Annotated in this window: 38 protein-coding genes; 2 read left to right on the top strand and 36 right to left on the bottom strand. The window is 62.6% G+C overall.

Features of this window, described 5'->3' with window-relative positions; translation table 11 throughout:
• The first annotated feature begins 27 nt into the window (after positions 1–27).
• Both yihA and hemB read left to right on the top strand, forming a co-directional pair.
• A complete protein-coding gene (yihA, locus tag AQ610_RS01705) occupies positions 28–687 on the top strand; it encodes a ribosome biogenesis GTP-binding protein YihA/YsxC (protein ID WP_006029302.1) in 660 nt (219 codons plus the stop codon).
• 275 nt (positions 688–962) lie between these two features.
• Positions 963–1,961, top strand: coding sequence for a porphobilinogen synthase (gene hemB / locus AQ610_RS01700; RefSeq protein WP_009913842.1), 999 nt, complete (start codon positions 963–965; stop codon positions 1,959–1,961).
• 81 nt (positions 1,962–2,042) lie between these two features.
• Here hemB and dsbD read toward each other — a convergent pair whose 3' ends face one another.
• The 36 genes from dsbD to recQ form a co-directional block, all read right to left on the bottom strand.
• Positions 2,043–3,923 carry a protein-disulfide reductase DsbD gene (gene dsbD, locus AQ610_RS01695; protein WP_006029300.1) on the bottom strand — a complete coding sequence of 627 codons (1,881 nt, stop codon included), beginning with the start codon at positions 3,921–3,923 and terminating at the stop codon, positions 2,043–2,045.
• Complete coding sequence (cutA, locus tag AQ610_RS01690; RefSeq protein WP_015600360.1) at positions 3,916–4,242, bottom strand: divalent-cation tolerance protein CutA; 327 nt, start codon at positions 4,240–4,242, stop codon at positions 3,916–3,918. Before cutA ends, dsbD begins: the two co-directional genes overlap by 8 nt.
• Before the next feature lie 158 nt (positions 4,243–4,400).
• The gene (rplQ, locus tag AQ610_RS01685) at positions 4,401–4,796 is read right to left on the bottom strand and encodes a 50S ribosomal protein L17 (RefSeq protein ID WP_004197924.1); all 396 of its coding nucleotides are present in this window, start codon (positions 4,794–4,796) and stop codon (positions 4,401–4,403) included.
• Positions 4,797–4,936: 140 nt separating this feature from the next.
• Positions 4,937–5,914, bottom strand: a complete 978-nt coding sequence (locus AQ610_RS01680) for a DNA-directed RNA polymerase subunit alpha (RefSeq protein WP_009888441.1) — start codon at positions 5,912–5,914, stop codon at positions 4,937–4,939.
• A gap of 127 nt (positions 5,915–6,041) precedes the next feature.
• Positions 6,042–6,665: a 30S ribosomal protein S4 gene (gene rpsD / locus AQ610_RS01675; RefSeq protein WP_009913846.1), complete on the bottom strand. Its 624-nt coding sequence runs from the start codon at positions 6,663–6,665 to the stop codon at positions 6,042–6,044.
• Between the two features lie 148 nt (positions 6,666–6,813).
• Positions 6,814–7,215 (bottom strand): 30S ribosomal protein S11, encoded by a 402-nt coding sequence (rpsK, locus tag AQ610_RS01670; protein ID WP_004197937.1) that lies wholly within the window; start codon positions 7,213–7,215, stop codon positions 6,814–6,816.
• Between the two features lie 23 nt (positions 7,216–7,238).
• Positions 7,239–7,604 (bottom strand): 30S ribosomal protein S13, encoded by a 366-nt coding sequence (rpsM, locus tag AQ610_RS01665; protein ID WP_004197938.1) that lies wholly within the window; start codon positions 7,602–7,604, stop codon positions 7,239–7,241.
• Positions 7,605–7,642: 38 nt separating this feature from the next.
• Positions 7,643–7,759: a 50S ribosomal protein L36 gene (rpmJ, locus tag AQ610_RS01660; protein ID WP_004199844.1), complete on the bottom strand. Its 117-nt coding sequence runs from the start codon at positions 7,757–7,759 to the stop codon at positions 7,643–7,645.
• Positions 7,760–7,779: 20 nt separating this feature from the next.
• On the bottom strand, positions 7,780–7,998 hold the full coding sequence (gene infA, locus AQ610_RS01655; RefSeq protein WP_004521905.1) for a translation initiation factor IF-1: 219 nt from the start codon (positions 7,996–7,998) through the stop codon (positions 7,780–7,782).
• A 9-nt stretch (positions 7,999–8,007) separates the two neighbouring features.
• Positions 8,008–9,354 carry a preprotein translocase subunit SecY gene (secY, locus tag AQ610_RS01650; RefSeq protein ID WP_006029294.1) on the bottom strand — a complete coding sequence of 449 codons (1,347 nt, stop codon included), beginning with the start codon at positions 9,352–9,354 and terminating at the stop codon, positions 8,008–8,010.
• Positions 9,355–9,398: 44 nt separating this feature from the next.
• The gene (gene rplO, locus AQ610_RS01645) at positions 9,399–9,833 is read right to left on the bottom strand and encodes a 50S ribosomal protein L15 (RefSeq protein WP_006029293.1); all 435 of its coding nucleotides are present in this window, start codon (positions 9,831–9,833) and stop codon (positions 9,399–9,401) included.
• Positions 9,834–9,861: 28 nt separating this feature from the next.
• Complete coding sequence (gene rpmD / locus AQ610_RS01640) at positions 9,862–10,044, bottom strand: 50S ribosomal protein L30 (RefSeq protein ID WP_004202755.1); 183 nt, start codon at positions 10,042–10,044, stop codon at positions 9,862–9,864.
• A gap of 15 nt (positions 10,045–10,059) precedes the next feature.
• Positions 10,060–10,578, bottom strand: coding sequence for a 30S ribosomal protein S5 (rpsE, locus tag AQ610_RS01635; RefSeq protein ID WP_004197945.1), 519 nt, complete (start codon positions 10,576–10,578; stop codon positions 10,060–10,062).
• A 13-nt stretch (positions 10,579–10,591) separates the two neighbouring features.
• Positions 10,592–10,957 carry a 50S ribosomal protein L18 gene (gene rplR / locus AQ610_RS01630; RefSeq protein ID WP_004197946.1) on the bottom strand — a complete coding sequence of 122 codons (366 nt, stop codon included), beginning with the start codon at positions 10,955–10,957 and terminating at the stop codon, positions 10,592–10,594.
• A 12-nt stretch (positions 10,958–10,969) separates the two neighbouring features.
• A complete protein-coding gene (gene rplF / locus AQ610_RS01625; RefSeq protein WP_006029292.1) occupies positions 10,970–11,500 on the bottom strand; it encodes a 50S ribosomal protein L6 in 531 nt (176 codons plus the stop codon).
• Between the two features lie 18 nt (positions 11,501–11,518).
• Positions 11,519–11,914, bottom strand: coding sequence for a 30S ribosomal protein S8 (gene rpsH, locus AQ610_RS01620; protein ID WP_004185153.1), 396 nt, complete (start codon positions 11,912–11,914; stop codon positions 11,519–11,521).
• A 14-nt stretch (positions 11,915–11,928) separates the two neighbouring features.
• A complete protein-coding gene (rpsN, locus tag AQ610_RS01615; protein WP_004197948.1) occupies positions 11,929–12,234 on the bottom strand; it encodes a 30S ribosomal protein S14 in 306 nt (101 codons plus the stop codon).
• Positions 12,235–12,241: 7 nt separating this feature from the next.
• Positions 12,242–12,781 carry a 50S ribosomal protein L5 gene (gene rplE, locus AQ610_RS01610; RefSeq protein WP_006029291.1) on the bottom strand — a complete coding sequence of 180 codons (540 nt, stop codon included), beginning with the start codon at positions 12,779–12,781 and terminating at the stop codon, positions 12,242–12,244.
• 17 nt (positions 12,782–12,798) lie between these two features.
• Positions 12,799–13,107 (bottom strand): 50S ribosomal protein L24, encoded by a 309-nt coding sequence (gene rplX / locus AQ610_RS01605; protein WP_006029290.1) that lies wholly within the window; start codon positions 13,105–13,107, stop codon positions 12,799–12,801.
• 9 nt (positions 13,108–13,116) lie between these two features.
• Positions 13,117–13,485, bottom strand: a complete 369-nt coding sequence (gene rplN, locus AQ610_RS01600) for a 50S ribosomal protein L14 (protein WP_004197951.1) — start codon at positions 13,483–13,485, stop codon at positions 13,117–13,119.
• Positions 13,486–13,794: 309 nt separating this feature from the next.
• Positions 13,795–14,067 (bottom strand): 30S ribosomal protein S17, encoded by a 273-nt coding sequence (gene rpsQ / locus AQ610_RS01595; protein ID WP_004201274.1) that lies wholly within the window; start codon positions 14,065–14,067, stop codon positions 13,795–13,797.
• Positions 14,064–14,258: a 50S ribosomal protein L29 gene (gene rpmC, locus AQ610_RS01590; protein WP_004199856.1), complete on the bottom strand. Its 195-nt coding sequence runs from the start codon at positions 14,256–14,258 to the stop codon at positions 14,064–14,066. The genes rpsQ and rpmC overlap by 4 nt, the downstream gene beginning before the upstream one ends.
• A gap of 9 nt (positions 14,259–14,267) precedes the next feature.
• On the bottom strand, positions 14,268–14,684 hold the full coding sequence (gene rplP / locus AQ610_RS01585) for a 50S ribosomal protein L16 (RefSeq protein WP_006029288.1): 417 nt from the start codon (positions 14,682–14,684) through the stop codon (positions 14,268–14,270).
• Positions 14,685–14,686: 2 nt separating this feature from the next.
• Positions 14,687–15,487, bottom strand: coding sequence for a 30S ribosomal protein S3 (gene rpsC / locus AQ610_RS01580; protein ID WP_009906433.1), 801 nt, complete (start codon positions 15,485–15,487; stop codon positions 14,687–14,689).
• A gap of 11 nt (positions 15,488–15,498) precedes the next feature.
• The gene (gene rplV, locus AQ610_RS01575; protein ID WP_004199272.1) at positions 15,499–15,828 is read right to left on the bottom strand and encodes a 50S ribosomal protein L22; all 330 of its coding nucleotides are present in this window, start codon (positions 15,826–15,828) and stop codon (positions 15,499–15,501) included.
• Positions 15,829–15,840: 12 nt separating this feature from the next.
• Complete coding sequence (gene rpsS, locus AQ610_RS01570; protein ID WP_004199273.1) at positions 15,841–16,116, bottom strand: 30S ribosomal protein S19; 276 nt, start codon at positions 16,114–16,116, stop codon at positions 15,841–15,843.
• Between the two features lie 10 nt (positions 16,117–16,126).
• Positions 16,127–16,954 carry a 50S ribosomal protein L2 gene (gene rplB / locus AQ610_RS01565; protein WP_009687195.1) on the bottom strand — a complete coding sequence of 276 codons (828 nt, stop codon included), beginning with the start codon at positions 16,952–16,954 and terminating at the stop codon, positions 16,127–16,129.
• Positions 16,955–16,956: 2 nt separating this feature from the next.
• On the bottom strand, positions 16,957–17,271 hold the full coding sequence (rplW, locus tag AQ610_RS01560; RefSeq protein ID WP_004199275.1) for a 50S ribosomal protein L23: 315 nt from the start codon (positions 17,269–17,271) through the stop codon (positions 16,957–16,959).
• On the bottom strand, positions 17,268–17,888 hold the full coding sequence (rplD, locus tag AQ610_RS01555; RefSeq protein WP_006029285.1) for a 50S ribosomal protein L4: 621 nt from the start codon (positions 17,886–17,888) through the stop codon (positions 17,268–17,270). Before rplD ends, rplW begins: the two co-directional genes overlap by 4 nt.
• Positions 17,888–18,547, bottom strand: coding sequence for a 50S ribosomal protein L3 (gene rplC, locus AQ610_RS01550; protein ID WP_009913851.1), 660 nt, complete (start codon positions 18,545–18,547; stop codon positions 17,888–17,890). The genes rplD and rplC overlap by 1 nt, the downstream gene beginning before the upstream one ends.
• Positions 18,548–18,733: 186 nt before the next feature.
• Positions 18,734–19,045, bottom strand: a complete 312-nt coding sequence (rpsJ, locus tag AQ610_RS01545; RefSeq protein ID WP_004199280.1) for a 30S ribosomal protein S10 — start codon at positions 19,043–19,045, stop codon at positions 18,734–18,736.
• Between the two features lie 152 nt (positions 19,046–19,197).
• A complete protein-coding gene (tuf, locus tag AQ610_RS01540) occupies positions 19,198–20,388 on the bottom strand; it encodes an elongation factor Tu (protein WP_015601108.1) in 1,191 nt (396 codons plus the stop codon).
• A 41-nt stretch (positions 20,389–20,429) separates the two neighbouring features.
• Entirely contained in the window at positions 20,430–22,532 is a 2,103-nt protein-coding gene (fusA, locus tag AQ610_RS01535; RefSeq protein ID WP_006029844.1) for an elongation factor G, read from the bottom strand.
• Positions 22,533–22,653: 121 nt separating this feature from the next.
• Complete coding sequence (rpsG, locus tag AQ610_RS01530) at positions 22,654–23,124, bottom strand: 30S ribosomal protein S7 (protein ID WP_004198359.1); 471 nt, start codon at positions 23,122–23,124, stop codon at positions 22,654–22,656.
• Between the two features lie 170 nt (positions 23,125–23,294).
• Positions 23,295–23,675, bottom strand: coding sequence for a 30S ribosomal protein S12 (rpsL, locus tag AQ610_RS01525; RefSeq protein ID WP_004521903.1), 381 nt, complete (start codon positions 23,673–23,675; stop codon positions 23,295–23,297).
• Positions 23,676–23,890: 215 nt separating this feature from the next.
• Positions 23,891–25,738, bottom strand: a complete 1,848-nt coding sequence (gene recQ, locus AQ610_RS01520) for a DNA helicase RecQ (protein WP_006029842.1) — start codon at positions 25,736–25,738, stop codon at positions 23,891–23,893.
• Positions 25,739–25,753 lie beyond the last annotated feature (15 nt).

The raw sequence follows: 25,753 nt of genomic DNA, 5'->3' as shown, positions 1-25,753 counted from the left end.
GCCGCCCGTCGCCGTCCTGTCCCTCCCATGGCCTTCCTGCTCCATCAAGCCCGCTTCTTCACGACCGTCAACCATCTGCGCGACCTGCCGCCGACCGTGCAGCCCGAAATCGCGTTCGCAGGCCGCTCGAATGCCGGCAAATCGACGGCGATCAACGTGCTTTGCAATCAGAAACGGCTCGCTTTCGCGTCGAAGACGCCGGGGCGCACGCAGCACATCAATTATTTCTCGGTCGGCCCGGCGGCGGAGCCCGTCGCGCACCTCGTCGACCTGCCGGGCTACGGCTACGCGGAAGTGCCCGGCGCCGCGAAGGCGCACTGGGAGCAACTGCTGTCGACGTACCTGCAGACCCGCCCGCAGCTCTGCGGGATGATCCTGATGATGGACGCCCGCCGGCCGCTCACCGAGCTCGATCGGCGGATGATCGAATGGTTCGCGCCGACCGGCAAGCCGATTCACTCGCTGCTGACGAAGTGCGACAAATTGACGCGCCAAGAGAGCATCAACGCGCTGCGCGCGACGCAAAAGAGCCTCGACGCGTTTCGGGACGCCGGCTATGCCGGCAAGCTGACCGTGCAGCTTTTCTCGGCGCTCAAGCGCACGGGCCTCGACGACGCGCACGCGCTGATCGAGAGCTGGGTGCGGCCCGCGGCCGCCGACGAAGATCGCGAGGCTGTAGCAGAATGACGATCGCGCGGCGTGCTGCGTGACGACGTAACTGCGCGATGCACGTCCCACCTGACGGATGCGGACGTCGCGATTCGGGCTGCCCATAAAAAAACCCGCCGTTCAACGGCGGGTTAAACAGCCTAATCGAAAAACGACAGGCACCCGCTCAGGGAGGAGAAGCGGGGAGCATTACGCAGTGCGCTTTGCTCGATCGCTATCATATACCATTGTCTCAAAAGTTTACCGAAGGGAACTGTAAGGTTTCGTCGGACACCAATCCCAGCCATTCCGCCATGAGCATCCATCCCCTGCACCGCCCGCGCCGCATGCGTCGCGACGATTTCTCGCGCCGCCTGATGCGCGAAAATATCCTCACCACGAACGACCTGATCTATCCCGTGTTCGTCGTCGAAGGCACGAACGTGCGCCAGCCGGTGCCGTCGATGCCGGGCGTCGAGCGCGTGTCGGTCGATCTGCTGATGGGCGTCGCCGAGCAGTGTGTCGAGCTCGGCGTGCCGGTCCTGTCGCTCTTTCCGGCGATCGAGCCGTCGCTGAAGACGCCCGACGGCCGCGAGGCGACGAATCCCGAAGGGCTGATTCCGCGCGCGGTGCGCGAGCTGAAGCAGCGCTTCCCCGAGCTCGGCGTGCTGACCGACGTCGCACTCGATCCGTACACGAGCCACGGCCAGGACGGCGTGCTCGACGAAGCCGGCTACGTGCTCAACGACGAGACGGTCGAGATCCTCGTCGAGCAGGCGCGCGCGCAGGCGGAAGCGGGCGTCGACATCGTCGCGCCGTCAGACATGATGGACGGGCGCATCGGCGCGGTGCGCGAGATGCTCGAGAGCGAAGGCCACATCTACACGCGGATCATGGCGTACTCGGCGAAGTATGCGTCCGCGTTCTACGGCCCGTTCCGCGACGCGGTCGGCTCCGCGTCGAATCTCGGCAAGGGCAACAAGATGACCTACCAGATGGATCCCTCGAACAGCGATGAGGCGTTGCGCGAAGTGCGCCTCGACATCGACGAGGGCGCGGACATGGTGATGGTGAAGCCCGGCATGCCGTATCTCGACATCGTGCGCCGCGTGAAGGACGAATTCCGCTTCCCGACCTACGTCTATCAGGTCAGCGGTGAATACGCGATGCTGAAGGCCGCCGCGCAGAACGGCTGGCTCGATCACGACAAGGTCGTGCTCGAATCGCTGCTCGCGTTCAAGCGCGCGGGCGCGGATGGCATTCTCACGTACTTCGCGCTCGATGCGGCGCGATTGCTGCGCGCGCAGAAGTAATCACGCCGGCATACGTTCCGCGAGCATCGCGGGGCGCGCCGCACGTTCGCGCGCGGCATCGGCGGCGTCCGCGTCGCGCCGTCACGGCGCCGACAACGCGGCCGGCAACGACATCCGATCGAGACTGCGCAGGAAGCGATCGGCCGACTGATAGCCGACGACGCGCCCGCGCTCCTGCCCGTTCGAGTCGAACATGATGATGCCCGGCGGCCCAAACAGGCCGAAACGCTTCAGGAGCGCCTGCTCGTCGGGCGTGTTCGCGGTCACGTCCGCGCGCACGAGGCGCATCTGCGAAAACCGCGCGCCGACGCGCGCGTCGGTGAACGTCAGATGCTCCATCTCCTTGCAGCTCACGCACCAGTCCGCATAGAAGTCGAGCAGCACCGGCCGGGTCGACGTCTTCACGATCTCGTCGAGCTCGGCTATCGAGCGCACCGGCGCGAACGCCGGCCCTTCATACGCAGCCGCGCCGGCGTTGGCGACGCCGTTGCTCAGCGCCGCACGCGCCGCGAGCACGGCAAGCGGGCGCAGCGGATCGGTCGAGCCCGCCGCGAGACCGACGAGAAGCGTCGCCGCCCAGATCGCGAGCGCGGCGCCGAGCCCGCGCCCGAGCCGGCGCCAGATCGACGACGAGCCCGAATGCGGCGTGAAGAGCCCGAGCGCGGCGGCGGCGATCAGCAGCCACAACGCGCCCAGACCGAGCTGCGACGCGGCGTTCAGCGCCGGCCAGACGATCCACAGCGCGGCGGCGAGCAACACGACGCCGAAAAATACCTTCACGCCGTCCATCCATGCGCCGGCGCGGGGCAGCAGCGTGCCTGCACCGATACCGATGACGAGAAGCGGCACGCCGAGGCCGATTCCCATCGAGAAGAGCGCGGCGCCGCCGAGGAATGCGTTGCCCGTATGTGCGATGAACGCGAGGACGGCAAAGAGCGGCGCGGTCATGCAGGCGCCGACGACGAGCGCGGACAGCGCGCCCATCGTCGCGACGGCCACGAAGCGTCCGCCCTTGCGGGGCCCGGTCGTCTGCGCGGCGCCGCTCTGCCAGCGCTGCGGCAGCGCGATGTCGATGCCGCCGATCAGCAGCAGCGCGAACACGGTGAGCAGCAGCGCGAACGCGCCGAGCACCCACGGATTCTGCAGCCACGCGCCGAGGCTCTGCCCGACGAGCGCGGCCGCGACGCCGAGCGCCGTATAAACGAGCGCCATGCCGATCACATAGGTGAGCGACAGCGCGAACGCGCGCGCGCGCGTCGCATGCGCGCCTTCGCCGACGATGATCGCCGACAGGATCGGGATCATCGGATACGAGCACGGCAACAGGCTCAGCACCATGCCGGCCACGAAATAGAGCGCGATGATCGTCAGGAATCCGTGGCCTTCGAGCAGCGAGCGCGCGTAGTCGGCGCTCGTCACGCGTTCGTACCAACTGCCGCCGTCGGCCGCGGGCGAATCGGCGCCGGCGGCCGCCGCGACGGGCGCCGCGCCCGCTGCGCCGAGCGCCGCGCCGTCGATTCGCGCGACATGCTCGGCGGGCGGATAGCAGATCCCTTCGTCCGCGCAGCCCTGCGACGTCACCGCGAGCTCGAACGGCCCCGACGCCTGCTTGATCGGCAGGTGGATCGTCAGTTCGCCGCGGTAGGTTTCGACGTTCTTCTGGAACGTCGGATCGAACTTCACGTGCCCGGCCGGCAACTGCGGCTCGCCGAGCGTGGCCGAGCCGCTTTTCACCGCAAACGCGAAGCGCTCGCGATACATGTAATAGCCGTCGGCGATCTTGAAATGGATGTCGACCTGGCCTGGCACCTCGCTCACGCTGAATTTGAACGCGACCGCGGGATCGAGGAAATCGTCCGCCGCGCGCGCCGCGAACGACGTGCCGAACAGCGCGCCGAGCATCGCGGCGACGGCGATCAGGAAGCGAAGGAACTGCGTGTGAGGCGGAATACGGTTAAACATGAAATAGACGCTGAGTTTCGGTGGCGACCCAATGGCCGTATGCGGCGGTCGCCGTCGCCTGCCACGAGACGATCTCCGGGACGTCGTACGGATGGTGCGACTGGATGTACCGCTCGAGCTCCAGCGCGCGCACCGCGCTCGTCTTGAACAACAACTGGATCTCGTCGGCCGTCTCGACCTTGCCCTGCCAATGGTAGCTCGAACGGATCGCGCCGAGCTCGGATACGCACGCGGCGAGCCGGGCCGACAGCGCGCCGTCCGCGAGCGCGCGGGCGACGGCGGCGTCGGGCACGGTCGTCAACATCATCACGATCACCATTCGCGCCTCCGCCTCGTCGTTCAAACGTCATATCGTATCGCACGTCGGGCAAGCGCGCGGTTCGCGCATCCGCGTCAATCCGACGCACGAAATCGGTCAACGAAAAACAAAAAGGGCCAAGCATCGCTTGGCCCTTCGTGCTACGCGCGGGAAGACGCTTATTCGGCTTCCTGGACGTTTTCGGTCTCTTCGACTTCCGGACGGTCGAGCAGTTCGACGAGCGCCATCGGTGCGTTGTCGCCGACGCGGAAACCGAATTTCAGGATGCGCAGGTAGCCACCCGGACGGTTCGCGAAGCGCGGGCCGAGGACGTCGAACAGCTTCGCGACGGAATCGCGATCGCGCAGGCGGTTGAACGCCAGGCGGCGGTTCGCGAGCGACGGCTTCTTGCCGAGCGTGATGAGGGGCTCGACGACCTTACGGAGTTCCTTCGCCTTCGGCAGCGTCGTCTTGATGACTTCGTGCTCGATCAGCGAGTTGGACATGTTGCGGAGCATAGCCAGACGGTGGCTGCTCGTGCGGTTCAATTTCCGCAGACCATGACGGTGACGCATTTCAGTTTCCTTGATTCAAAGTTTTGATCCAGCTCTTCTATCGCGCGAGACGAGCAGGCGCACGGGCCGGTACGGAAAAAAGCAAGATGCGGATTTTAAAGGAAAATCCGCATCTTGACCAGTTACTGCAATAACCGGGATTACTTGTCGAGGCCAGCCGGCGGCCAGTTCTCGAGCTTCATGCCCAGCGTGAGACCGCGCGAAGCGAGCACTTCCTTGATCTCGTTGAGCGACTTGCGGCCGAGGTTCGGCGTCTTCAGCAACTCGTTTTCCGTGCGCTGGATCAGGTCGCCGATGTAGTAGATGTTCTCGGCCTTCAGGCAGTTCGCCGAACGGACAGTCAGCTCGAGGTCGTCGACCGGGCGCAACAGGATCGGATCGATCTGCGGCGCGCGCGACGGCGCTTCCGCGGCCGTTTCCGTGCCTTCCAGCGCCGCGAACACGGACAACTGGTCGACGAGGATGCGTGCCGACTGGCGGATCGCTTCTTCCGGCGTGATGACGCCGCTCGTTTCGATGTTCATCACGAGCTTGTCGAGGTCGGTGCGCTGTTCGACACGCGCGCTCTCGACCGCATAGCTCACGCGGCGAACCGGCGAAAACGATGCGTCGAGGACGATGCGGCCGATGATCTTCGCCGTTTCGTCGCCATAGCGGCGCACGTTGCCCGGCACATAGCCACGGCCCTTCTCGACCTTGATCTGCACGTCGAGCTTGCCGCCCTTCGACAGATGCGCGATCACGTGATTCGGGTTGATGACTTCGCAATCGTGGGCCAGCTCGATATCGCCGGCCGTCACGACGCCTTCGCCTTCCTTGCGCAGCGTCACCGTGACTTCGTCGCGGTTATGCAGTTTGAACACCACGCCCTTCAGGTTCAGCAGCAGGTTGACGACGTCCTCTTGCACACCATCAAGCGTCGAATATTCGTGCACGACGCCGGCGATCGTCACTTCGGTCGGCGCGTAGCCGACCATCGACGACAGCAGCACACGGCGAAGCGCATTGCCCAAGGTGTGGCCGTAACCGCGTTCGAACGGCTCCATGACCACCTTCGCGTGGTTCTCGCCCAGCGATTCCACGGCGATGATCTTGGGTTTCAACAAACTGGTTTGCATAGGTTTTCCTTTTCAATACCCTCGGCTCGTTACACCGATAAGGCTGACCGGTAACAACCTGAAAATGAACAGCCGAGGTCCTGCCTTGCGGGACGCAATAAGCAGGTTACCTCGGCCATCAATCGGATTAACGCGAATACAATTCGACGATCAGGCTTTCGTTGATGTCGCCCGCGATGTCGGCGCGCTCCGGCATTTGCTTGAACGTGCCTTCGAACTTCTTCGCATCGACCGCAACCCAGCTCGGCATGCCGCCTTGCTCAGCCAGCGACAGCGCTTCGACGATACGCGCTTGCTTCTTCGCCTTTTCACGGATCGAGACCACGTCGCCGGCCTTCACTTGCTGCGACGGAATGTTCGCGACGATGCCGTTGACGGTGATCGCCTTGTGGCTCACGAGCTGGCGCGCTTCAGCGCGGGTCGAGCCGAAGCCCATGCGGTATACGACGTTGTCGAGACGCGACTCGAGCAGTTGCAGCAGGTTTTCACCCGTGTTGCCCTTGCGGCGGTCGGCTTCGGCGAAGTAGCGGCGGAACTGACGTTCGAGCACGCCGTAAATGCGCTTGACCTTCTGCTTTTCGCGCAATTGCGTGCCGTAGTCCGACGTGCGCGCACCCGAGATGCGGCCATGCTGACCGGGCTTGCTGTCGAGCTTGCACTTGTCGGCGAGCGAGCGGCGCGCGCTCTTCAGGAACAGATCGGTGCCTTCACGGCGGGACAGCTTGGCCTTAGGGCCGATATAACGTGCCACGTTGCATTCCTCTATATCGATCACGCGGATCGAGATCCGCGCTAGTCCGCACCCTTTGGGGCGAACGGTGGGCTTAGTCAATCAAATGCGCAACAAAAAGCGCGGCCCGTCGACGCAAAGCGGCGACAGGCAAGGCGCCAACGCATCGTTAGATGCGGCGACGCTTCGGCGGACGGCAGCCGTTGTGCGGAATCGGCGTCACGTCGGAGATCGCCGTGATCTTGATGCCGAGGCCGTGCAGCGCGCGCACTGCCGACTCGCGGCCCGGGCCGGGACCCTTGATCCGCACTTCCAGATTCTTCACGCCATATTCCATCGCGACGCGGCCGGCCGACTCGGCAGCCACCTGTGCGGCGAACGGCGTCGATTTGCGCGAGCCCTTGAAGCCCTGGCCGCCCGACGTCGCCCACGCCAGCGCATTGCCTTGGCGATCGGTGATCGTGATGATCGTGTTGTTGAACGACGCATGAACGTGAACCACGCCTTCAGCGACGTTCTTCTTGACCTTTTTGCGAACGCGTTGCGCCGCGGTATTGGAAGCCTTAGCCATTACGTTTTCCTGTAACTGTCAGCTTATTTCTTCAGCGCTTGCGCTGCACGACGCGGACCCTTGCGGGTACGGGCGTTCGTACGCGTACGCTGGCCGCGCAGGGGCAGACCCTTGCGATGGCGGACGCCGCGGTAGCAGCCGAGATCCATCAGGCGCTTGATGTTCATCGTCACTTCACGGCGCAGATCGCCTTCGACGACAAACTTGCCCACTTCTTCACGCAGCTTTTCGAGGTCTGCGTCGGTCAGGTCCTTGACCTTCTTCGAAAACGCCACACCGGATGCCACGCAGATGCTGCGCGCGCGCGTGCGGCCGATACCGAAAATCGCCGTCAGGCCGATTTCGGTATGCTGGTGATTCGGGATGTTAACCCCTGCGATACGAGCCATTGTTTTTCCTCAAACAAAAAGCGCAAACAAACGCGCAGTCAGCCTTGGCGCTGCTTGTGACGCGGATCCGAGCTGCAGATCACGCGAACCACGCCTTTGCGCTTGATGATCTTGCAATTGCGGCAAATGCGCTTAACCGATGCCATCACTTTCATGATATTACCCTTTTTCCAAATCACTTCGCCCGGAACACGATCCGCGCACGAGACAGATCGTAAGGCGTCAATTCAACCGTCACCTTGTCGCCGGGAAGGATACGGATGTAGTGCATCCGCATCTTTCCGGAGATATGTCCCAATACGACATGGCCGTTTTCCAGCTTCACCCGGAAGGTCGCATTCGGAAGGTTTTCGATCACCTCACCCTGCATCTGGATTACATCGTCTTTGGCCATAAGTCCTTTTTAACGCATTGGGATGTTGCCGCCCTTGAAATTGGCTTTCTTGAGCAGCGACTCATACTGTTGCGACATAACGTACGACTGCACCTGCGCCATGAAGTCCATCGTGACGACGACAATGATCAGCAGCGACGTTCCACCAAAATAAAACGGCACGTTCCAGCGCAGCACCAGGAACTCCGGCAGCAGACACACGAAGACGATGTAGACCGCACCGGCCAGCGTGAGACGCGTGAGGATCCGGTCGATGTATCGCGCGGTCTGGTCGCCCGGACGGATGCCCGGCACGAACGCGCCGCTCTTCTTCAGGTTGTCTGCGGTTTCCCTGCTGTTGAACACCAGCGCGGTGTAGAAGAAGCAGAAAAACACGATTGCCAGCGTGTACAGCAGCACATAGACCGGCTGGCCCGGCTTCAGCGCTTCCGCGACGTTGTGCAGCGTGTCGGACAGCCATCCCTTGCGCTCGCCCGAGCTGAACCAGCTCAGGATCGTCGCCGGGAACAGGATGATCGACGATGCGAAGATCGGCGGAATCACGCCCGACATGTTCAGCTTCAGCGGCAGGTGGGACGACTGCCCGCCATAGATCTTGTTGCCGACCTGGCGCTTCGCGTAGTTCACGAGGATCTTGCGCTGACCGCGTTCGATGAACACGACCAGGTAAGTCACCGCGGCAATCAGAACGACGATGATGATCGCCGAAATGATGCTCATCGAACCCGTGCGCACCAGTTCGAACAGCCCACCGACGGCATTCGGGAACCCTGCTGCGATCCCGCCGAAGATGATGATCGAAATGCCGTTGCCGAGACCGCGCTCGGTGATCTGCTCGCCGAGCCACATCAGGAACATCGTGCCCGTCACCAGCGTGACGACCGTCGTCAGACGGAACACCGCGCCCGGATCGGTCACGAGCCCCGGCTGGTTCTCCAGCGCGGCCGCGATGCCGAAAGCCTGGAACGTCGCGAGCACCACGGTGAAATACCGCGTGTACTGCGTGATCTTCCGCTGTCCGGCCTGCCCTTCCTTCTTCAGCGCCTCGAGCTGCGGCGACACGATCGCCATCAGTTGCATGATGATCGACGCCGAGATGTACGGCATGATCCCCAGCGCGAAGATCGTGAAGCGCGACAGCGCGCCACCCGAGAACATGTTGAACATGCCCAGGATGCCGCCCGCCTGGCTCTGGAACAGCTTCGCCAGTTGATCCGGGTCGATGCCCGGCACCGGGATGTGCGCGCCGATGCGATAGACGATCAGCGCCAGCAGCAAGAACATTGCACGCCGGCGCAGATCGCCGAACTTCGCCGTGCTTCGACCGGGTTTTGCGAGACTCGGGCTGTTAGCCAAGTATCTTCTCCGATGCAAATGCTAGTGACGGCACGCGTTGCGTGTCACTCGGCAAACGAACCGCCGGCCGCTTCGATCGCGGCGCGCGCACCCTTCGTCGCACCGAGACCCTTGACGACGATCTTGCGCTTGATCTCGCCCGTCGCGATGATCTTCGCGCTCTTCGTCAGTTCGCCGACGAGGCCGGCTTGCTTCAGAGCGAGCAGATCGACTTCGTCGACCGGCAGCTTCTCGATGTCGCCAAGGCGCACTTCACCGACGAATTCCTTCGTCAGCGACGTGAAGCCGCGCTTCGGCAGACGACGCTGCAGCGGCATCTGACCGCCTTCGAAGCCGACCTTGTGGAAGCCGCCCGAACGCGATTTCTGACCCTTGTGACCACGGCCGGCCGTCTTACCGAGGCCGGAACCGATGCCGCGGCCAACGCGACGCTTCGCATGCTTCGCGCCTTCCGCCGGCTTCAGGTTATTCAATTCCATATCAACTCCTTGATCCGTAGTCGGCCGCTTAACCGATGACCTTGACAAGGTACGAGACCTTGTTGATCATCCCGCGCACCGCCGGCGTATCCTGCAGCTCGCTGACCGAGTTGAGACGGCGCAGACCCAGACCGCGCACGGTGGCGCGGTGCGATTCGCGGGTCCCAATCAGGCTCTTCACGAGCTGAACCTTGACAGTTTTTTCAGACATGGTGACCACCTGGGCTTAGCCCAAAATTTCTTCGACGGACTTGCCGCGCTTCGCCGCGATGTCAGCCGGGGTCGACTGCTTGCGCAGGCCGTCCAGCGTCGCACGAACGAGGTTGTACGGGTTCGTCGAGCCGTGGCTCTTCGCGACGACGTTCTGCACGCCCATCACGTCGAACACCGCGCGCATCGGGCCGCCGGCGATCACGCCGGTACCGTCCTTCGCCGGAGCGAGGAGGACCGTCGATGCGCCGTGCTTGCCGTGCACTTCGTGCTGCAGCGTACCGTTCTTCAGCGGCACCTTGAACATGTTGCGGCGGGCCTGCTCCATCGCCTTCTGAACAGCGACGGGCACTTCCTTCGCCTTGCCCTTGCCCATGCCGACGCGGCCATCGCCATCGCCGACCACGGTCAGCGCGGCGAAGCCGAGAATCCGGCCACCCTTCACGACCTTGGTCACGCGATTGACCGAAATCATTTTTTCGCGAAGGCCGTCGTCGCGCTCGTCAGCCTGAACTTTCGCTTGCATCTTTGCCATGACGATTCCTTCCTTAGAACTTGAGCCCAGCTTCGCGAGCTGCCTCGGCCAGCGCCTTCACGCGGCCGTGGTAGCGGAAGCCCGAGCGGTCGAAGGCGACGGATTCGATGCCGGCGGCCTTGGCCTTCTCGGCGATACGCTTGCCGATCAGCGTGGCGGCGGCGACGTTGCCGCCCTTGCCCGACTTGTCGGCGAGCTGCGCACGAACTTCGGCTTCGAGCGTCGACGCGCTGGCCAGCACCTTGGTGCCGCAGGGCGAGAACACCTGTGCGTAGATGTGCGTGTTCGTGCGATGCACGGCGAGACGCGCGACCTGCAACTCGGCGATCTTGATACGCGTCTGGCGAGCGCGGCGCAGGCGAGATTGAGTCTTATCCATGATTGCGCACCCTTACTTCTTCTTCGTTTCTTTGAGGATCACAACCTCGTCGGCATAGCGCACGCCCTTGCCCTTGTAAGGCTCGGGCGGACGGTAGCCGCGGACTTCCGCAGCCACTTGGCCGACTTTCTGCTTGTCGATCCCCTTGATCACGATTTCGGTTTGCGTCGGGGTTTCAGCCTTGATGCCTTCCGGCATCTGGTGCACCACCGGGTGCGAGAAACCCAGCGACAGGTTCAGCTTGTCGCCTTGCGCCTGCGCACGATAACCGACGCCCACCAGCGTCAGCTTGCGCTCGAAACCCTTGGTCACGCCGTGCACGGCATTCGCGATGATCGCGCGCATCGTGCCCGACAGTGCATTTGCTTCGCGGCTGTCGTCGACCGGCGACAGATTCAGCGTGCCGTCGTTGTTCGCCACGTTCACGAGCGGATTGACCGCTTGCGTGATGGTGCCCAGCGGGCCCTTGACGATGATCGCACCGTCGGCCAGCTTGACTTCCGCGCCTTGCAGCGCGATCGGGCTCTTACCTACTCGAGACATGTTCCTCTCTCCTTTCGGTTAAGCGACGTAGCAGATGACTTCGCCGCCGACGCCCGTAGCGCGCGCCTTGCGGTCGGTCATCACGCCCTTCGGCGTCGACACGATAGCCACACCGAGGCCATTCATGACCTGCGGAATCTCGTTGCGGCCGCGGTACACGCGCAGGCCCGGCTTCGACACGCGCTCGAGGCGCTCGATGACCGGACGGCCTGCGTAGTACTTCAGCGCGATGTTCAGTTCGGCCTTCGCGCCATCCGCCTTCACGGCGAAATCGTCGATATAGCCTTCGTCCTTCAGGACCTGCGCGATCGCAACCTTGACCTTCGACGAGGGCATCGACACCGAAACCTTCTCGACCATCTGCGCGTTGCGGATGCGAGTCAGCATATCGGCGATAGGATCACTCATGCTCATTTATGTTTCTCCTATTACCAGCTCGCCTTGGTCAGGCCAGGAATCTCGCCACGGAATGCGATTTCACGAATCTTGTTGCGCGCGAGGCCGAACTTGCGGAACGTGCCGCGCGGACGGCCCGTGATCGCGCAGCGGTTACGCTTGCGGGTCGGGTTCGCGTTGCGGGGCAGTTGTTGCAGTTCCAGGCGAGCGGCGTAACGCTCTTCGTCGGACTTGCTCGCGTCGTCGATGATCGCCTTCAGTTCAGCACGCTTCGGAGCGTACTTTTGCGCAAGGCGAGCGCGCTTCTTTTCACGTTCGATCAGTGCCAGTTTAGCCACGGTAACCTCAGTTTCTGAACGGGAACTTGAAGCTGGCGAGCAGAGCCTTCGCTTCGTCGTCGGTCTTCGCAGTCGTCGTGATGCTGATGTTCAGCCCACGCAGCGCGTCGATCTTGTCGTAATCGATTTCGGGGAAAATGATCTGCTCTTTCACACCGATGTTGTAGTTGCCGCGACCGTCGAAAGCACGACCCGACACGCCGCGGAAGTCGCGCACGCGGGGCAGGGCAACCGTCACGAAACGATCGAGGAATTCGTACATCGCACGGCCGCGCAGCGTGACCATCGCGCCGATCGGATAGCCCTGGCGAATCTTGAAGCCCGCGATTGCCTTGCGAGCCTTCGTCACGACGGGCTTCTGGCCCGCGATCTTCGTCAGATCACCGACGGCGTTCTCGATGACCTTCTTGTCGGCGACCGCTTCGCCAAGACCCATGTTCAGGGTGATCTTGGTGATGCGCGGCACTTCCATGACCGACTTGTAGCCGAACTTCTCGATCAGGCCGGGAACAACCTTCTCTTTGTAAAACTCTTGAAAACGTGCCATTTTTCTACTCCGCAGCGTCAGGCGCCCAGCACGGCACCGGTCGTCTTCAGGAAGCGAACCTTCTTGCCATCCTCGACCTTGATGCCAACACGCGAAGCCTTGCCGTTCGCGTCGACCAGTGCGACGTTCGAAATATGCAGCGGCATCGTCTTCGCTTCCACGCCGCCCGTCGTACCCTTCATCGGGTTCGGCTTCACATGCTTCTTGACGAGGTTGATGCCCTCGACCGTCACATGCTCGGCGCCCACGGCCAGCACGACACCGCGCTTGCCCTTGTCCTTGCCGGTGATGACGATCACTTCGTCACCCTTGCGAATCTTGTTCATCGCGACTCCTTACAGCACTTCCGGCGCCAGCGACACGATCTTCATGAATCGTTCGCTACGCAGCTCACGCGTGACCGGCCCGAAGATACGGGTGCCGATCGGCTCGAGCTTGTTATTCAAAAGCACAGCGGCGTTGCCGTCGAACTTGATCAGCGAGCCGTCTTGACGACGAACGCCCTTGGCGGTGCGGACCACCACGGCGTTGTAGATTTCGCCTTTCTTCACGCGCCCGCGCGGCGTTGCCTCTTTGACGCTCACCTTGATGATGTCGCCAATGCTGGCATAACGACGCTTCGAGCCGCCGAGCACCTTGATGCACATGACTTCACGCGCACCCGTGTTGTCGGCCACTTCAAGCCGAGATTCGGTCTGGATCATGGTTTGTCTTTCCCAACTTAATCCGGATACGCCACCATGGCGCATACGGTCAGTCTTGGTCCCGTCAGCCAATCGGCTGCTTGGGTTGGAACAGCAGCGACGGCTAACGAAACCCGCCATCGCAAATCGGTGAATCCTTCGGAGCAGGCCTGACGCCCGTCCGCTTCCCCCACCAGTTACTTCGCCCGCGACGGGGCTCCCATAAAGAGGGAAGACCGGGATTATAACAAATAATCCCGGTCACGCAAGCAAAAACTTTGCGATTTCAAGTACTTCACCTGCTGAAGCACTTTTTACTGCCGGTCCCGCTTAGATCACGCGGGCTGCCTCGACGAGACGCGACACCGCCCAGGCCTTCGTCTTCGAAACAGGACGGGTTTCCTGAATTTCGACGAGATCGCCTTCGTTGTAGGTGTTCGCTTCATCGTGCGCGTGGTACTTCTTCGAACGCACGACATACTTGCCGTAGATCGGGTGCTTGACGCGGTGCTCGACCAGCACGGTGACGGTCTTGTCCATCTTGTTGCTGACGACCTTACCGACGAGCGTCCGCTTCAGCGAGGTTTTCACGCTATCGTTCATTTCTGGTTCGCCTTCTGAGTCAGGACGGTCCGCACACGCGCGATATCGCGACGAACCTTCTTCAACTGGCTCGTGTTCGTGAGCTGCTGGGTCGCGAGTTGCATGCGCAGGCCGAATTGCGCCTTCAACAGGTCCGACAGCTCCTTGTTGAGCGCGGCCTGATCTTTCTGGAGAAGTTCGGAAGCCTTCATGTTTTCTCCTTAGGCGCCGAGCTGACGCACGATGAACGTCGTCTTCAGCGGCAGCTTCGCTGCGGCCAGACGGAACGCCTCACGCGCCAGTTCTTCGGTTACGCCATCCATTTCATACAGCATCTTGCCCGGCTGAATCTCGGCGACGTAGTACTCAGGGTTACCCTTACCGTTACCCATCCGCACTTCGGCCGGCTTCTGCGAAATCGGCTTGTCCGGGAAGATGCGGATCCAGATGCGGCCGCCGCGCTTGATGTGACGCGTCATTGCACGACGCGCCGCCTCGATCTGACGCGCGGTCAGACGGCCGCGACCGACAGCCTTCAGGCCGAACTCACCGAACGACACGGCGTTGCCGCGCGTGGCGATACCGGTGTTACGCCCCTTCTGCTCTTTGCGATACTTCCTGCGTTTCGGTTGCAGCATCGTTATTCTCCAGTCTTGCCGTCTTCCGGCTTGCCGGCGCCACGGCGCGGACCGCCACGGCGAGCGCCCGGAGCGCCGCCTTCGCCGTCACGGCGCGGACGACGGTCGCCCGGACGCGCATTGCGGCGCGGACGCTTGTCTTCGGTCACTTCCTCGACCACCGGCGCATCGTTGCGGCCGAGCGTGTCGCCCTTGTACACCCACACCTTGACGCCAATGACACCGTACGTCGTCTTCGCTTCCGAAGTCGCGTAATCGATGTCGGCGCGCAGCGTGTGCAGCGGCACGCGGCCTTCGCGGTACCACTCGGTACGCGCGATTTCGATGCCGTTCAGACGGCCTGCGCTCATGATCTTGATGCCCTGGGCACCCAGACGCATCGCGTTCTGCATCGCGCGCTTCATCGCGCGGCGGAACATGATCCGGCGCTCAAGCTGCTGCGTGATCGAATCGGCGATCAGTTGCGCATCGGTTTCCGGCTTGCGGATCTCTTCGATGTTGACGTGAACCGGCACGCCCATGCGGCGTTGCAGTTCCGTCTTCAGCAGTTCGATATCCTCGCCCTTCTTGCCGATGACGACGCCCGGACGCGAGCTGAAAATCGTGATGCGCGCGTTCTTCGCCGGACGCTCGATGACGACGCGGCCGACCGAAGCGTTCTTCAGCTTCTTCTTCAGATACTCACGAACACCGATGTCTTCCTGCAGCATCGCCGCGAAATTGTTGTTGTTCGCGTACCAGCGCGAAGCCCAATTACGGCTGACAGCCAGGCGGAAGCCAGTCGGATGAATTTTCTGTCCCATCGTATGGCTCCTTAATTCCCGACCGTCACAGTGATGTGACAGGATTGCTTCTCGATGCGGTTGCCGCGGCCTTTCGCGCGCGCGGTGAAACGCTTGAGCGACGCGGCCTTGTCGACGTAGATGCTCTTGATCTTGAGCTCGTCGATATCGGCGCCTTCGTTGTGCTCCGCATTCGCGATCGCCGACAGCACGACCTTCTTCACGATGCCAGCCGCCTTCTTCGGCGAGAACGTCAGAACGTTCAGCGCCTTGTCGACCGGCAAACCGCGGATCTGGTCAGCCACAAGGCGCGTCTTCTGCGCCGAGATGCGGGCACCGCGATGAATTGCTTTCACTTCCATCTTGATAGCCCCTTATTTCTTGGCCTTCTTGTCGGCCGCGTGACCCTTGAACGTACGGGTCAGTGCGAACTCGCCAAGCTTGTGGCCGACCATGTTTTCCGAGATGTACACCGGAACGTGTTGACGGCCGTTGTGCACAGCGATCGTCAGACCGATGAAATCCGGGAGGATCGTCGAGCGACGCGACCAGGTCTTGATCGGCTTCTTGTCGCGCGAAGCTGCAGCCGCCTCAACTTTCTTCAGCAAATGGGCGTCGCAGAACGGACCTTTTTTAACAGAACGTGCCATTGCCTACTCCTTAACGCTTGTGACGGCGCTGGACGATCATCGTCGTCGTGCGCTTGTTGCGACGCGTACGGAAGCCCTTCGTCGGCGTGCCCCACGGGCTCACCGGGTCGCGGCCCGCAGCAGTACGGCCCTCACCACCACCGTGCGGGTGGTCGATCGGGTTCATTGCGACGCCACGCACCGTCGGGCGGATGCCGCGCCAGCGGTTCGCACCGGCCTTGCCGATCTGGCGCAGGCTGTGCTCTTCGTTACCGACTTCGCCGATCGTCGCGCGGCACTCGATATGCACGCGGCGGATTTCGCCCGAACGCAGACGAACCTGCGCGTAGACGCCTTCGCGCGCCAGCAGCATTGCCGACGTACCGGCCGAACGCGCCATTTGCGCGCCCTTGCCCGGCAGCATTTCGATGCAATGGATCGTCGTGCCGACCGGAATGTTGCGGATCGGCAGCGTGTTGCCTGCGCGGATCGGCGCTTCCGAGCCCGACATGAGCTGCTGGCCCACCGTCACGCCCTTCGGCGCGATGATGTAGCGGCGCTCGCCGTCTGCGTACAGCACCAGCGCGATGTTCGCGCTGCGGTTCGGGTCGTACTCGAGACGCTCGACCTTCGCCGGAATGCCGTCCTTCGTGCGACGGAAATCGATCACGCGGTAGTGCTGCTTGTGACCGCCACCCTGGTGACGCGTCGTGATGCGACCGTTGTTGTTGCGACCGGCCTTGGAGCTCTGCGTGTCGAGCAGCGCGGCGTGCGGCTTGCCCTTGTGCAGGTCCTTGTTGACGATCTTGACCATCGCGCGGCGACCCGGCGACGTCGGCTTGACTTTGACGATTGCCATGATTACTTGGCCTCCGCTTCAAAGTTGATTTCCTGGCCGGGCTTCAGGCAGACATATGCCTTCTTCACGTCCTTGCGGCGGCCCATCGAACGGCCGAAACGCTTCTGCTTGCCCTTCTGGACCAGCACGTTGACGGAATCAACTTCAACCTTGAACAGCAGCTCGACAGCCGCCTTCACTTCCTGCTTCGTGGCATCCGGCGCGACTTCGAACACGACTTGCTCGTTCTTGTCGGCAACCAGCGTCGCCTTTTCGGAGATCACCGGTGCGAGCAGGACCTGCATCAAACGATGATCGTTCTTGCGAATCTCGCTCATGACAGCAACTCCTCGATCTGGGCGACCGCAGCCTTCGTGACCAGCACTTTCTTGAAGTAGATCAGCGACAGCGGGTCAGCGTAGCGCGGCTCGACAACCGCCACGTGGGGCAGGTTGCGCGACGCGAGGTACAGGTTTTCGTCGACCGTGTCGGTGATGACGAGCACGGATTCGAGACCCATGGCCTTGAACTTGTCGGCCAGCAGCTTGGTCTTCGGCGCTTCGAGAACGATGTCCTCGACGACCGACAGACGGCCTTCGCGGGCCAACTGCGAGAAGATCGAGCAGAGACCTGCGCGATGCATCTTCTTGTTGACCTTGTGCGAGAAGTTTTCGTCCGGCGAGTTCGGGAAAATCCGACCACCGCCACGCCACAACGGGCTCGACGACATACCGGCACGAGCGCGGCCCGTACCCTTCTGGCGCCACGGCTTCTTCGTCGTGTGCTTGACTTGCTCGCGATCCTTCTGAGCGCGGTTGCCCTGGCGAGCGTTCGCCTGGTAAGCAACGACGACCTGGTGGATCAGCGCTTCGTTGTAGTCACGGCCGAACACGACGTCCGACGCATTGACCACCGCACCTTCCTGACCATTCGAATTCAGGAGCTTGAGTTCCATTATTTCGCCCCCTTCACGGCACGCGTCTTCACGGCCGGCGTCACGAAAACCTTGCCGCCCTTCGCACCCGGAACTGCGCCCTTGACGAGCAGCAGCTTGCGGTCGGCGTCGATGCGAGCGATTTCGAGATTCTGAACCGTCACCGTCTCGTCACCCATGTGACCCGTCATGCGCTTGCCCGGAAACACGCGACCCGGATCCTGCGCCATACCGATCGAGCCCGGCACGTTGTGCGAGCGCGAGTTACCGTGCGACGCACGGCCGGAACCGAAGTTGTAGCGCTTGATCGTGCCCGCGTAGCCCTTACCGATCGACACGCCTTGCACGTCGACCTTCTGGCCCACTTCGAACAGATCCGGACCGATCACGGCGCCGTTCGACAACTCGGCGGCCTTGTCGGCTGCGATGCGGAATTCCTTGAGGATTTCACCGGCCTGGACACCGGCTTTGGCGAGATGACCTGCCAGCGGCTTCGTCACGCGCGATGCGCGGCGGGAGCCGAATGCAACCTGCACGGCCGTGTAGCCGTCGGTTTCAACAGTCTTGATCTGCGTCACGCGGTTGTCCGACACGTCGAGCACGGTGACGGGGATCGAATCCCCTTCCGCCGTGAAGATACGGGTCATGCCAACCTTGCGACCTACGAGTCCAAGGCTCATCGTTTTCTCCATTCCCGACTGCGATTGGTCGGGGCTAATTTACAAAACGCCGCAACCTGAAGAGACTCAGGCCGACGGCTTTTTACGCAAATACGCGAAAAGCCCAACATTATAGCTAGGCCCCTCGTTTTCTGCAAGCAATCAAAGACTTAGCGCCACCCGGCAAGCCGGACGGCGCTGGAAGCCTTACTGCAGCTTGATTTCCACGTCGACGCCGGCCGGCAGGTCGAGCTTCATCAGCGCGTCGACCGTCTTGTCGGTCGGATCGACGATGTCCATCAGGCGCTGGTGGGTGCGGATTTCGAGCTGGTCGCGCGACGTCTTGTTGACGTGCGGCGAACGCAGGATGTCAAAACGCTGGATGCGCGTCGGCAGCGGCACCGGGCCACGGACGATTGCGCCAGTCCGCTTCGCGGTATCGACGATTTCGGCAGCCGATTGATCGATCAGACGATAGTCGAAAGCCTTCAGGCGAATGCGGATTTTCTGTTGCTGCATGACAATTCCTTGAAAAGAGCGAGGCGGTGTTGCGCCGCCAGATCAGATAAAGAACGTGGAACCGGGCGCCTGCGGAGAGCAAGGCGCCCGGTCCCGATCGATACTTCTACTGCCAAATGATGGATTCTACACGAATCCGGAGACCATCGATATTACTCGATGATCTTGGCGACGACGCCTGCGCCGACGGTACGGCCGCCTTCACGGATGGCGAAGCGCAGACCTTCTTCCATCGCGATCGGCGCAATCAGCTTCACCGTGATCGACACGTTGTCGCCCGGCATCACCATTTCCTTGTCCTTCGGCAGCTCGATCGAGCCCGTCACGTCCGTCGTGCGGAAGTAGAATTGCGGACGGTAGTTGTTAAAGAACGGCGTGTGACGGCCGCCTTCGTCCTTGCTCAGCACGTACACTTCAGCCGTGAAGTGCGTGTGCGGCGTGATCGAACCCGGCTTCGCCAGCACCTGGCCGCGCTCCACGTCTTCGCGCTTCGTGCCGCGCAGCAGGATACCGACGTTGTCGCCCGCCTGACCCTGGTCCAGCAGCTTGCGGAACATTTCCACGCCCGTGCAGGTCGTCTTCGCCGTCGGCTTGATGCCGACGATTTCGATTTCCTCACCGACCTTGATCACGCCACGCTCGACGCGCCCCGTCACCACCGTGCCGCGACCCGAGATCGAGAACACGTCTTCCACCGGCATCAGGAACGCACCGTCGACCGCGCGCTCCGGCGTCGGGATGTACGTGTCCAGCGCGTCCGCCAGGTTCATGATCGCCACTTCGCCCAGCTCGCCCTTGTCGCCTTCCAGCGCCAGCTTCGCCGAACCCTTGATGATCGGCGTGTCGTCGCCCGGGAAGTCGTACTTCGACAGCAGTTCGCGCACTTCCATTTCGACCAGCTCGAGCAGCTCCGCGTCGTCCACCATGTCGCACTTGTTCAGGAACACGATGATGTACGGCACACCGACCTGACGCGCCAGCAGGATGTGCTCACGCGTTTGCGGCATCGGGCCGTCCGCGGCCGAGCACACCAGGATCGCGCCGTCCATCTGCGCGGCGCCCGTGATCATGTTCTTCACGTAGTCGGCGTGGCCCGGGCAGTCGACGTGCGCGTAGTGGCGGTTCGCCGTTTCGTACTCGATGTGCGCCGTGTTGATCGTGATGCCGCGCGCCTTTTCTTCCGGCGCCGCGTCGATTTCGTCGTACTTCTTCGCCTCGCCGCCGAACTTCGCCGACAACACCGTCGCGATCGCTGCCGTCAGCGTCGTCTTGCCGTGGTCAACGTGACCAATCGTACCAACGTTCACGTGCGGCTTGGTCCGCTCAAACTTCTCTTTTGCCATGATTCTCTTCTTTCAAAAAATAATCAGTTGGTAGATGCAGCTTACTTCGACTTCGCGCTGATGATCGCGTCGGCAACGTTCTTCGGAGCTTCGGCGTAGTGCTTGAACTCCATCGTGTACGTTGCACGGCCTTGCGTCAGCGAACGCAGCGACGTCGAATAGCCGAACATTTCCGACAGCGGCACTTCCGCGCGAACGATCTTGCCACCGCCGACCATGTCTTCCATGCCCTGAACGATGCCGCGACGGCCCGACAGGTCGCCCATCACGTTGCCCATGTAGTCTTCCGGCGTTTCGACTTCGACCGCCATCATCGGCTCGAGCACCACCGGATTCGCACGGCGCATCGCTTCCTTGAACGCCATCGAACCGGCCATGCGGAACGCGTTTTCGTTCGAGTCGACGTCGTGGTACGAACCGAACGTCAGGTGAACCTTCACGTCGACGACCGGGAAGCCCGCCAGCACGCCCGCCTTCAGCGTGTCCTGGATGCCCTTGTCGACAGCCGGGATGTATTCGCGCGGAATCACGCCGCCCTTGATCTCGTCGAAGAACTCGTAGCCCTTGCCCTGCTCGTTCGGCTCGAGCGTGATGACCGCATGGCCGTACTGGCCGCGACCACCCGACTGCTTGACGAACTTGCCGTCGACGTCCTTCGCCGTCGAGCGGATCGTTTCGCGGTACGCGACCTGCGGCTTGCCGACGGTCGCTTCGACGCCGAATTCACGCTTCATCCGGTCGACCAGAATTTCGAGATGGAGCTCGCCCATGCCCGAAATGATCGTCTGGCCCGACTCTTCGTCGGTCTGCACGCGGAACGACGGATCTTCCTGCGCGAGACGGTTCAGCGCGAGGCCCATCTTTTCCTGGTCGGCCTTCGTCTTCGGCTCGACGGCCTGCGAGATCACCGGCTCCGGGAACACCATGCGTTCGAGCACGATCGGATGCGCCGGATCGCACAGCGTGTCGCCCGTGGTCGCTTCCTTCAGGCCAACCGCCGCAGCGATGTCGCCCGCGCGAACTTCCTTGATTTCCTCACGCTGGTTCGCATGCATCTGCAGAATACGGCCGAGGCGCTCTTTCTTGCCCTTGGTCGAGTTCAGCAGCGTGTCGCCCGAATTCACGACGCCCGAATACACGCGGAAGAAGATCAACTGGCCGACGAACGGGTCGGTCATGATCTTGAACGCGAGCGACGAGAACTTTTCTTCGTCGGAAGCACGGCGCTCGGCCGCTTCGCCGCTTTCGAGCTCGCCCTTGACGGGCGGGATATCGACCGGCGACGGCAGGAAGTCGATCACGGCGTCGAGCATGCGCTGCACGCCCTTGTTCTTGAACGCGGTACCGCACAGCATCGGCTGGATTTCGCACGCGATCGTACGGTCGCGCAGCGCCTTGACGATGTCGGCTTCCGGCAGATCGCCTTCTTCCAGGTACTTGTTCATCAGGTCTTCGCTGGCTTCCGCCGCCGCTTCGACCATCTTTTCACGCCATTCCTGGCAGGTGTCGGCGAGCTCGGCCGGGATGTCGACGTAGTCGAACTTCGTGCCTTGCGACGCTTCGTCCCAAATGATCGCCTTCATCTTCAGCAGGTCGACGACGCCCTTGAAGTTCTCTTCCGCGCCGATCGGCACCACGACCGGAACAGGATTCGCCTTCAGACGCAGCTTGAGCTGGTCGTAGACCTTGAAGAAGTTCGCGCCGGTACGGTCCATCTTGTTGACGAACGCGAGACGCGGCACCTTGTACTTGTTCGCCTGACGCCACACCGTTTCCGACTGCGGCTGCACGCCGCCCACCGCGCAGTACACCATGCACGCGCCGTCGAGCACGCGCATCGAGCGCTCGACTTCGATCGTGAAGTCGACGTGGCCCGGGGTGTCGATGATGTTGATGCGGTGTTCTGGGTAGTTGTTGCCCATGCCCTTCCAGAACGCCGTGGTAGCAGCGGACGTGATCGTGATGCCACGCTCCTGTTCCTGCTCCATCCAGTCCATCGTCGCTGCGCCGTCGTGAACTTCACCGATCTTGTGGTTCACGCCGGTGTAAAACAGAATGCGCTCGGTCGTCGTCGTCTTGCCGGCGTCGATGTGAGCGCTAATACCGATGTTGCGGTAGCGCTCGATAGGAGTCTTACGAGCCACTTTGATCCTCTATTGGTTGGCACGATGCGACCCTTGTCGCAGCGCGCCTCAACACAAACGGGCGAGGCGCTCGAAAAAGCGCACCCGCCCGGAATTTTTCCGCTAAAGCCCAGCCTGGCGCTTAGAAACGGAAGTGCGAGAACGCACGGTTGGCTTCCGCCATCCGGTGAACTTCGTCGCGCTTCTTCATCGCGCCGCCGCGGCCTTCAGCCGCTTCGGAGAGTTCACCAGCAAGGCGAAGCGCCATCGACTTCTCGCTACGCTTCTTCGCAGCCTCGCGCAACCAGCGCATCGCCAATGCCATACGACGCGACGGGCGCACTTCGACCGGAACCTGATAGTTCGCACCACCAACGCGACGGCTCTTCACTTCGACCACCGGCTTCACGTTGTTGAGCGCGACCGTGAACACTTCCAGCGGGTCCTTGCCACCCTTGGTCTGGATTTGTTCGAATGCGCCATAAACGATGCGCTCAGCCACCGACTTCTTGCCGGACAGCATCAGCATGTTCATGAACTTGGCTACATCCACGTTGCCGTACTTCGGATCCGGCAACACTTCCCGCTTGGGGACTTCGCGACGACGCGGCATGATTCTTCCTTTACCTGTTCAGTTGGAGCTCGAAAGCCCCGCGGCCACCAACTAACCCGATCACATCTGCTCGACTAACCAGCTTGGCCGGGTGACCACTTACTCGACAGCACCGGCAATCCGGCACCACCGCCTTAACCGCCCGGAGGCGATCTCCATTCAGAGGCAGCTTACTTCGCAGCCTTCGCACGCTTCGCGCCGTACTTCGAGCGAGCCTGCTTACGGTCCTTGACGCCCTGCGTATCCAGCGAGCCGCGAACCATGTGGTAACGCACACCCGGCAAGTCCTTCACACGGCCGCCGCGGATCAGCACAACCGAGTGCTCCTGCAGGTTGTGGCCTTCACCACCGATGTACGAAATCACTTCGAAGCCGTTCGTCAGACGAACCTTGGCAACCTTACGGAGTGCCGAGTTCGGCTTCTTCGGCGTCGTCGTGTACACACGGGTGCACACGCCGCGACGCTGGGGGCAGTCCTGCAAGGCCGGGCTCTTGCTCTTCGTCGTTTCCGACGCACGGCCTTTGCGAACCAGTTGATTGATGGTTGGCATTGTTTATTCCTGAAATTGACCAAAATCGACACGCCGAACTCGGGCAAAGCGAAATCCGGCGTGCGTGACGCTCCGGAACGCGTGCGCGACGCCCGAGCTTGCGCCCAGGAACCAACCCACCAAGAACCGGAACCCGGCATGATATTCCGAAAATCCCAAGCGAGTCAACAGCTTGCGTGATTTTTGGTGCCAGAATCTGAAGGCGAGCGGCCCGGTCAGGCCGCTTCGACGACCTCGAGAATCTCGTCGCCGAAGCGATCGAGCTTGCGCGCGCCGATTCCGGGGATATGGCGCAGATCGTCGATCGATTCCGGCGCGTTGCGCGCGATCTCCGCGAGCGTCGCGTCGTGGAAGATCACGTATGCGGGCACGCCGTCGCTCTTCGCCGTTTCCGCGCGCCACGCGCGCAGGCGCTCCCAGCACGCGCGCTCGCGCGCGCTCATGCCGGTCGTCGGATCGACGCGCGCGCCACTACGGCCGGACGACTGTCGAGTGCGCGCCGGCTTCACGTAGCGGCGCAGCGTGACCTTCTCCTCGCCCTTGAGCACCGGCTTGCTCGCTTCCGTCAGCACGAGCGCGCCGAAGCCGCCGTGGTCGACGGCCAGATAGCCGAACGCGACGAGTTGCCGGAAGATCGCGCGCCACTCGGCTTCGGACAATTCGGCGCCGATGCCGAACGTGCTGAGACTATCGTGGCCGCGCTGCTGGACCTTCTCGGTACGCGCGCCGCGCAGCACTTCGATCAGATGGCTCGCGCCGAAATTGAAGCCGCTCGCGCGCTGCGCGCGGAATACGCACGACAGCGCCATCTGCGCCTCGCGCGTCGCGTCCCATGTCGCCGGCGGCTCGAGGCAGGTGTCGCAATTGCCGCACGGGCCGCTCGTCTCGCCGAAATACGCGAGGAGGCGCACCCGGCGGCACGACGCCGTCTCGCACAGCCCGAGCAGCGCGTCGAGCTTCGACGTCTGAACGCGCTTGTGCGTGTCGTCGGCCTCCGATTCGTCGATCATCTTGCGCTGCTGCACGACGTCGCCGAGCCCGTACGCCATCCATGCGTTCGCCGGCAGGCCGTCGCGGCCCGCGCGCCCGGTCTCCTGGTAGTAGCCTTCGACGCTCTTCGGCAGATCCAGGTGCGCGACGAAGCGCACGTCCGGCTTGTCGATGCCCATGCCGAACGCGATCGTCGCGCACATCACGACCCCTTCTTCGCGCTGGAACATCTCCTGGTGCTTCTGCCGGATCTCGAACTCCATTCCCGCGTGATACGGCAGCGCGCGAACCCCTTGCGCCTTCAGCCATTCGGCCGTCTCCTCGACCTTGCGGCGCGACAGGCAGTAGACGACGCCCGCGTCGGTCGTGCCGTCCGCATTCGTGTGCTCCGCGCGAATGAAGTCGAGCAATTGCGAGCGCGCGTTGTCCTTTTCGACGATCCGGTAGCGGATGTTCGGCCGATCGAAGCTCGACACGAAAATTCGCGCGTCGTCGAGCGCGAGACGATGGACGATCTCGTCGCGCGTGATCGCGTCGGCGGTCGCGGTCAGCGCGATCCGCGGCACGTCCGGGAAGCGCTCGTGCAGCACCGACAACTGGATGTACTCGGGCCGGAAATCGTGCCCCCACTGCGACACGCAGTGCGCCTCGTCGATCGCGAAGAGGCCGATGCGCGCGCGCTCGAGCAGATCGAGGAAGCGCGGCGTCATCAGCCGCTCGGGCGCGACGTAGAGCAGATCGATGTCGCCGTCGCGCAACGCGCGTTCGGTCGCGGCCGCCTCGGCGCCCGACAGCGTCGAGTTCAAATACGCGGCGCGCACGCCGACTTCGGACAGCGCGGCGACCTGATCCTGCATCAGCGCGATGAGCGGCGACACGACGATGCCCGCGCCGCGGCCCGCCTCGCTGCGCACGAGCGCCGGGATCTGGTAGCAGAGCGACTTGCCGCCGCCCGTGGGCATCAGCACGAGACAATCGCCGCCCGCCGCAACGTGCTCGACGATCTCGCCCTGTTGACCTCGGAAGGCGGGATAGCCGAAGACTTCGTTGAGAATTTCGAGCGCGCGGGACATGGATCTGGAGATGGA

Source organism: Burkholderia humptydooensis (assembly GCF_001513745.1).
Lineage (GTDB): Bacteria > Pseudomonadota > Gammaproteobacteria > Burkholderiales > Burkholderiaceae > Burkholderia > Burkholderia humptydooensis.
This window is presented reverse-complemented; position numbering and strand designations above follow the sequence as displayed.

Coding starts and splice junctions, on each gene's coding strand:
- rplQ (WP_004197924.1), bottom strand. CDS start 4,796: ATGCGTCACCGTCATGGTCTGCGGAAATTGAACCGCACGAGCAGCCAC.
- rpsH (WP_004185153.1), bottom strand. CDS start 11,914: ATGAGCATGAGTGATCCTATCGCCGATATGCTGACTCGCATCCGCAAC.
- rpsQ (WP_004201274.1), bottom strand. CDS start 14,067: ATGAACGATAGCGTGAAAACCTCGCTGAAGCGGACGCTCGTCGGTAAG.
- rpmC (WP_004199856.1), bottom strand. CDS start 14,258: ATGAAGGCTTCCGAACTTCTCCAGAAAGATCAGGCCGCGCTCAACAAG.
- tuf (WP_015601108.1), bottom strand. CDS start 20,388: ATGGCAAAAGAGAAGTTTGAGCGGACCAAGCCGCACGTGAACGTTGGT.
- infA (WP_004521905.1), bottom strand. CDS start 7,998: ATGGCCAAAGACGATGTAATCCAGATGCAGGGTGAGGTGATCGAAAAC.
- rplO (WP_006029293.1), bottom strand. CDS start 9,833: ATGGAATTGAATAACCTGAAGCCGGCGGAAGGCGCGAAGCATGCGAAG.
- rplN (WP_004197951.1), bottom strand. CDS start 13,485: ATGATCCAGACCGAATCTCGGCTTGAAGTGGCCGACAACACGGGTGCG.
- rplD (WP_006029285.1), bottom strand. CDS start 17,888: ATGGAACTCAAGCTCCTGAATTCGAATGGTCAGGAAGGTGCGGTGGTC.
- rplP (WP_006029288.1), bottom strand. CDS start 14,684: ATGCTGCAACCGAAACGCAGGAAGTATCGCAAAGAGCAGAAGGGGCGT.
- rplV (WP_004199272.1), bottom strand. CDS start 15,828: ATGGAAGTGAAAGCAATTCATCGCGGTGCCCGCATCTCGGCGCAGAAG.
- dsbD (WP_006029300.1), bottom strand. CDS start 3,923: ATGTTTAACCGTATTCCGCCTCACACGCAGTTCCTTCGCTTCCTGATC.
- rplE (WP_006029291.1), bottom strand. CDS start 12,781: ATGGCACGTTTTCAAGAGTTTTACAAAGAGAAGGTTGTTCCCGGCCTG.
- rpsE (WP_004197945.1), bottom strand. CDS start 10,578: ATGGCAAAGATGCAAGCGAAAGTTCAGGCTGACGAGCGCGACGACGGC.
- recQ (WP_006029842.1), bottom strand. CDS start 25,738: ATGTCCCGCGCGCTCGAAATTCTCAACGAAGTCTTCGGCTATCCCGCC.
- rpsM (WP_004197938.1), bottom strand. CDS start 7,604: ATGGCTCGTATCGCAGGGGTTAACATCCCGAATCACCAGCATACCGAA.
- rpsJ (WP_004199280.1), bottom strand. CDS start 19,045: ATGCAGCAACAGAAAATCCGCATTCGCCTGAAGGCTTTCGACTATCGT.
- rpmJ (WP_004199844.1), bottom strand. CDS start 7,759: ATGAAAGTGATGGCATCGGTTAAGCGCATTTGCCGCAATTGCAAGATC.
- yihA (WP_006029302.1), top strand. CDS start 28: ATGGCCTTCCTGCTCCATCAAGCCCGCTTCTTCACGACCGTCAACCAT.
- rplB (WP_009687195.1), bottom strand. CDS start 16,954: ATGGCAATCGTCAAAGTCAAGCCGACGTCGCCGGGTCGCCGCGCGATG.
- rpsS (WP_004199273.1), bottom strand. CDS start 16,116: ATGGCACGTTCTGTTAAAAAAGGTCCGTTCTGCGACGCCCATTTGCTG.
- hemB (WP_009913842.1), top strand. CDS start 963: ATGAGCATCCATCCCCTGCACCGCCCGCGCCGCATGCGTCGCGACGAT.
- rplW (WP_004199275.1), bottom strand. CDS start 17,271: ATGAGCGAGATTCGCAAGAACGATCATCGTTTGATGCAGGTCCTGCTC.
- rplF (WP_006029292.1), bottom strand. CDS start 11,500: ATGTCTCGAGTAGGTAAGAGCCCGATCGCGCTGCAAGGCGCGGAAGTC.
- rplR (WP_004197946.1), bottom strand. CDS start 10,957: ATGGATAAGACTCAATCTCGCCTGCGCCGCGCTCGCCAGACGCGTATC.
- rplX (WP_006029290.1), bottom strand. CDS start 13,107: ATGAACAAGATTCGCAAGGGTGACGAAGTGATCGTCATCACCGGCAAG.
- cutA (WP_015600360.1), bottom strand. CDS start 4,242: ATGGTGATCGTGATGATGTTGACGACCGTGCCCGACGCCGCCGTCGCC.
- rpsC (WP_009906433.1), bottom strand. CDS start 15,487: ATGGGACAGAAAATTCATCCGACTGGCTTCCGCCTGGCTGTCAGCCGT.
- AQ610_RS01680 (WP_009888441.1), bottom strand. CDS start 5,914: ATGCAAACCAGTTTGTTGAAACCCAAGATCATCGCCGTGGAATCGCTG.
- rpsL (WP_004521903.1), bottom strand. CDS start 23,675: ATGCCAACCATCAATCAACTGGTTCGCAAAGGCCGTGCGTCGGAAACG.
- rpsG (WP_004198359.1), bottom strand. CDS start 23,124: ATGCCGCGTCGTCGCGAAGTCCCCAAGCGGGAAGTGTTGCCGGATCCG.
- rplC (WP_009913851.1), bottom strand. CDS start 18,547: ATGAGCCTTGGACTCGTAGGTCGCAAGGTTGGCATGACCCGTATCTTC.
- rpmD (WP_004202755.1), bottom strand. CDS start 10,044: ATGTCTGAAAAAACTGTCAAGGTTCAGCTCGTGAAGAGCCTGATTGGG.
- rpsK (WP_004197937.1), bottom strand. CDS start 7,215: ATGGCTAAGGCTTCCAATACCGCGGCGCAACGCGTTCGCAAAAAGGTC.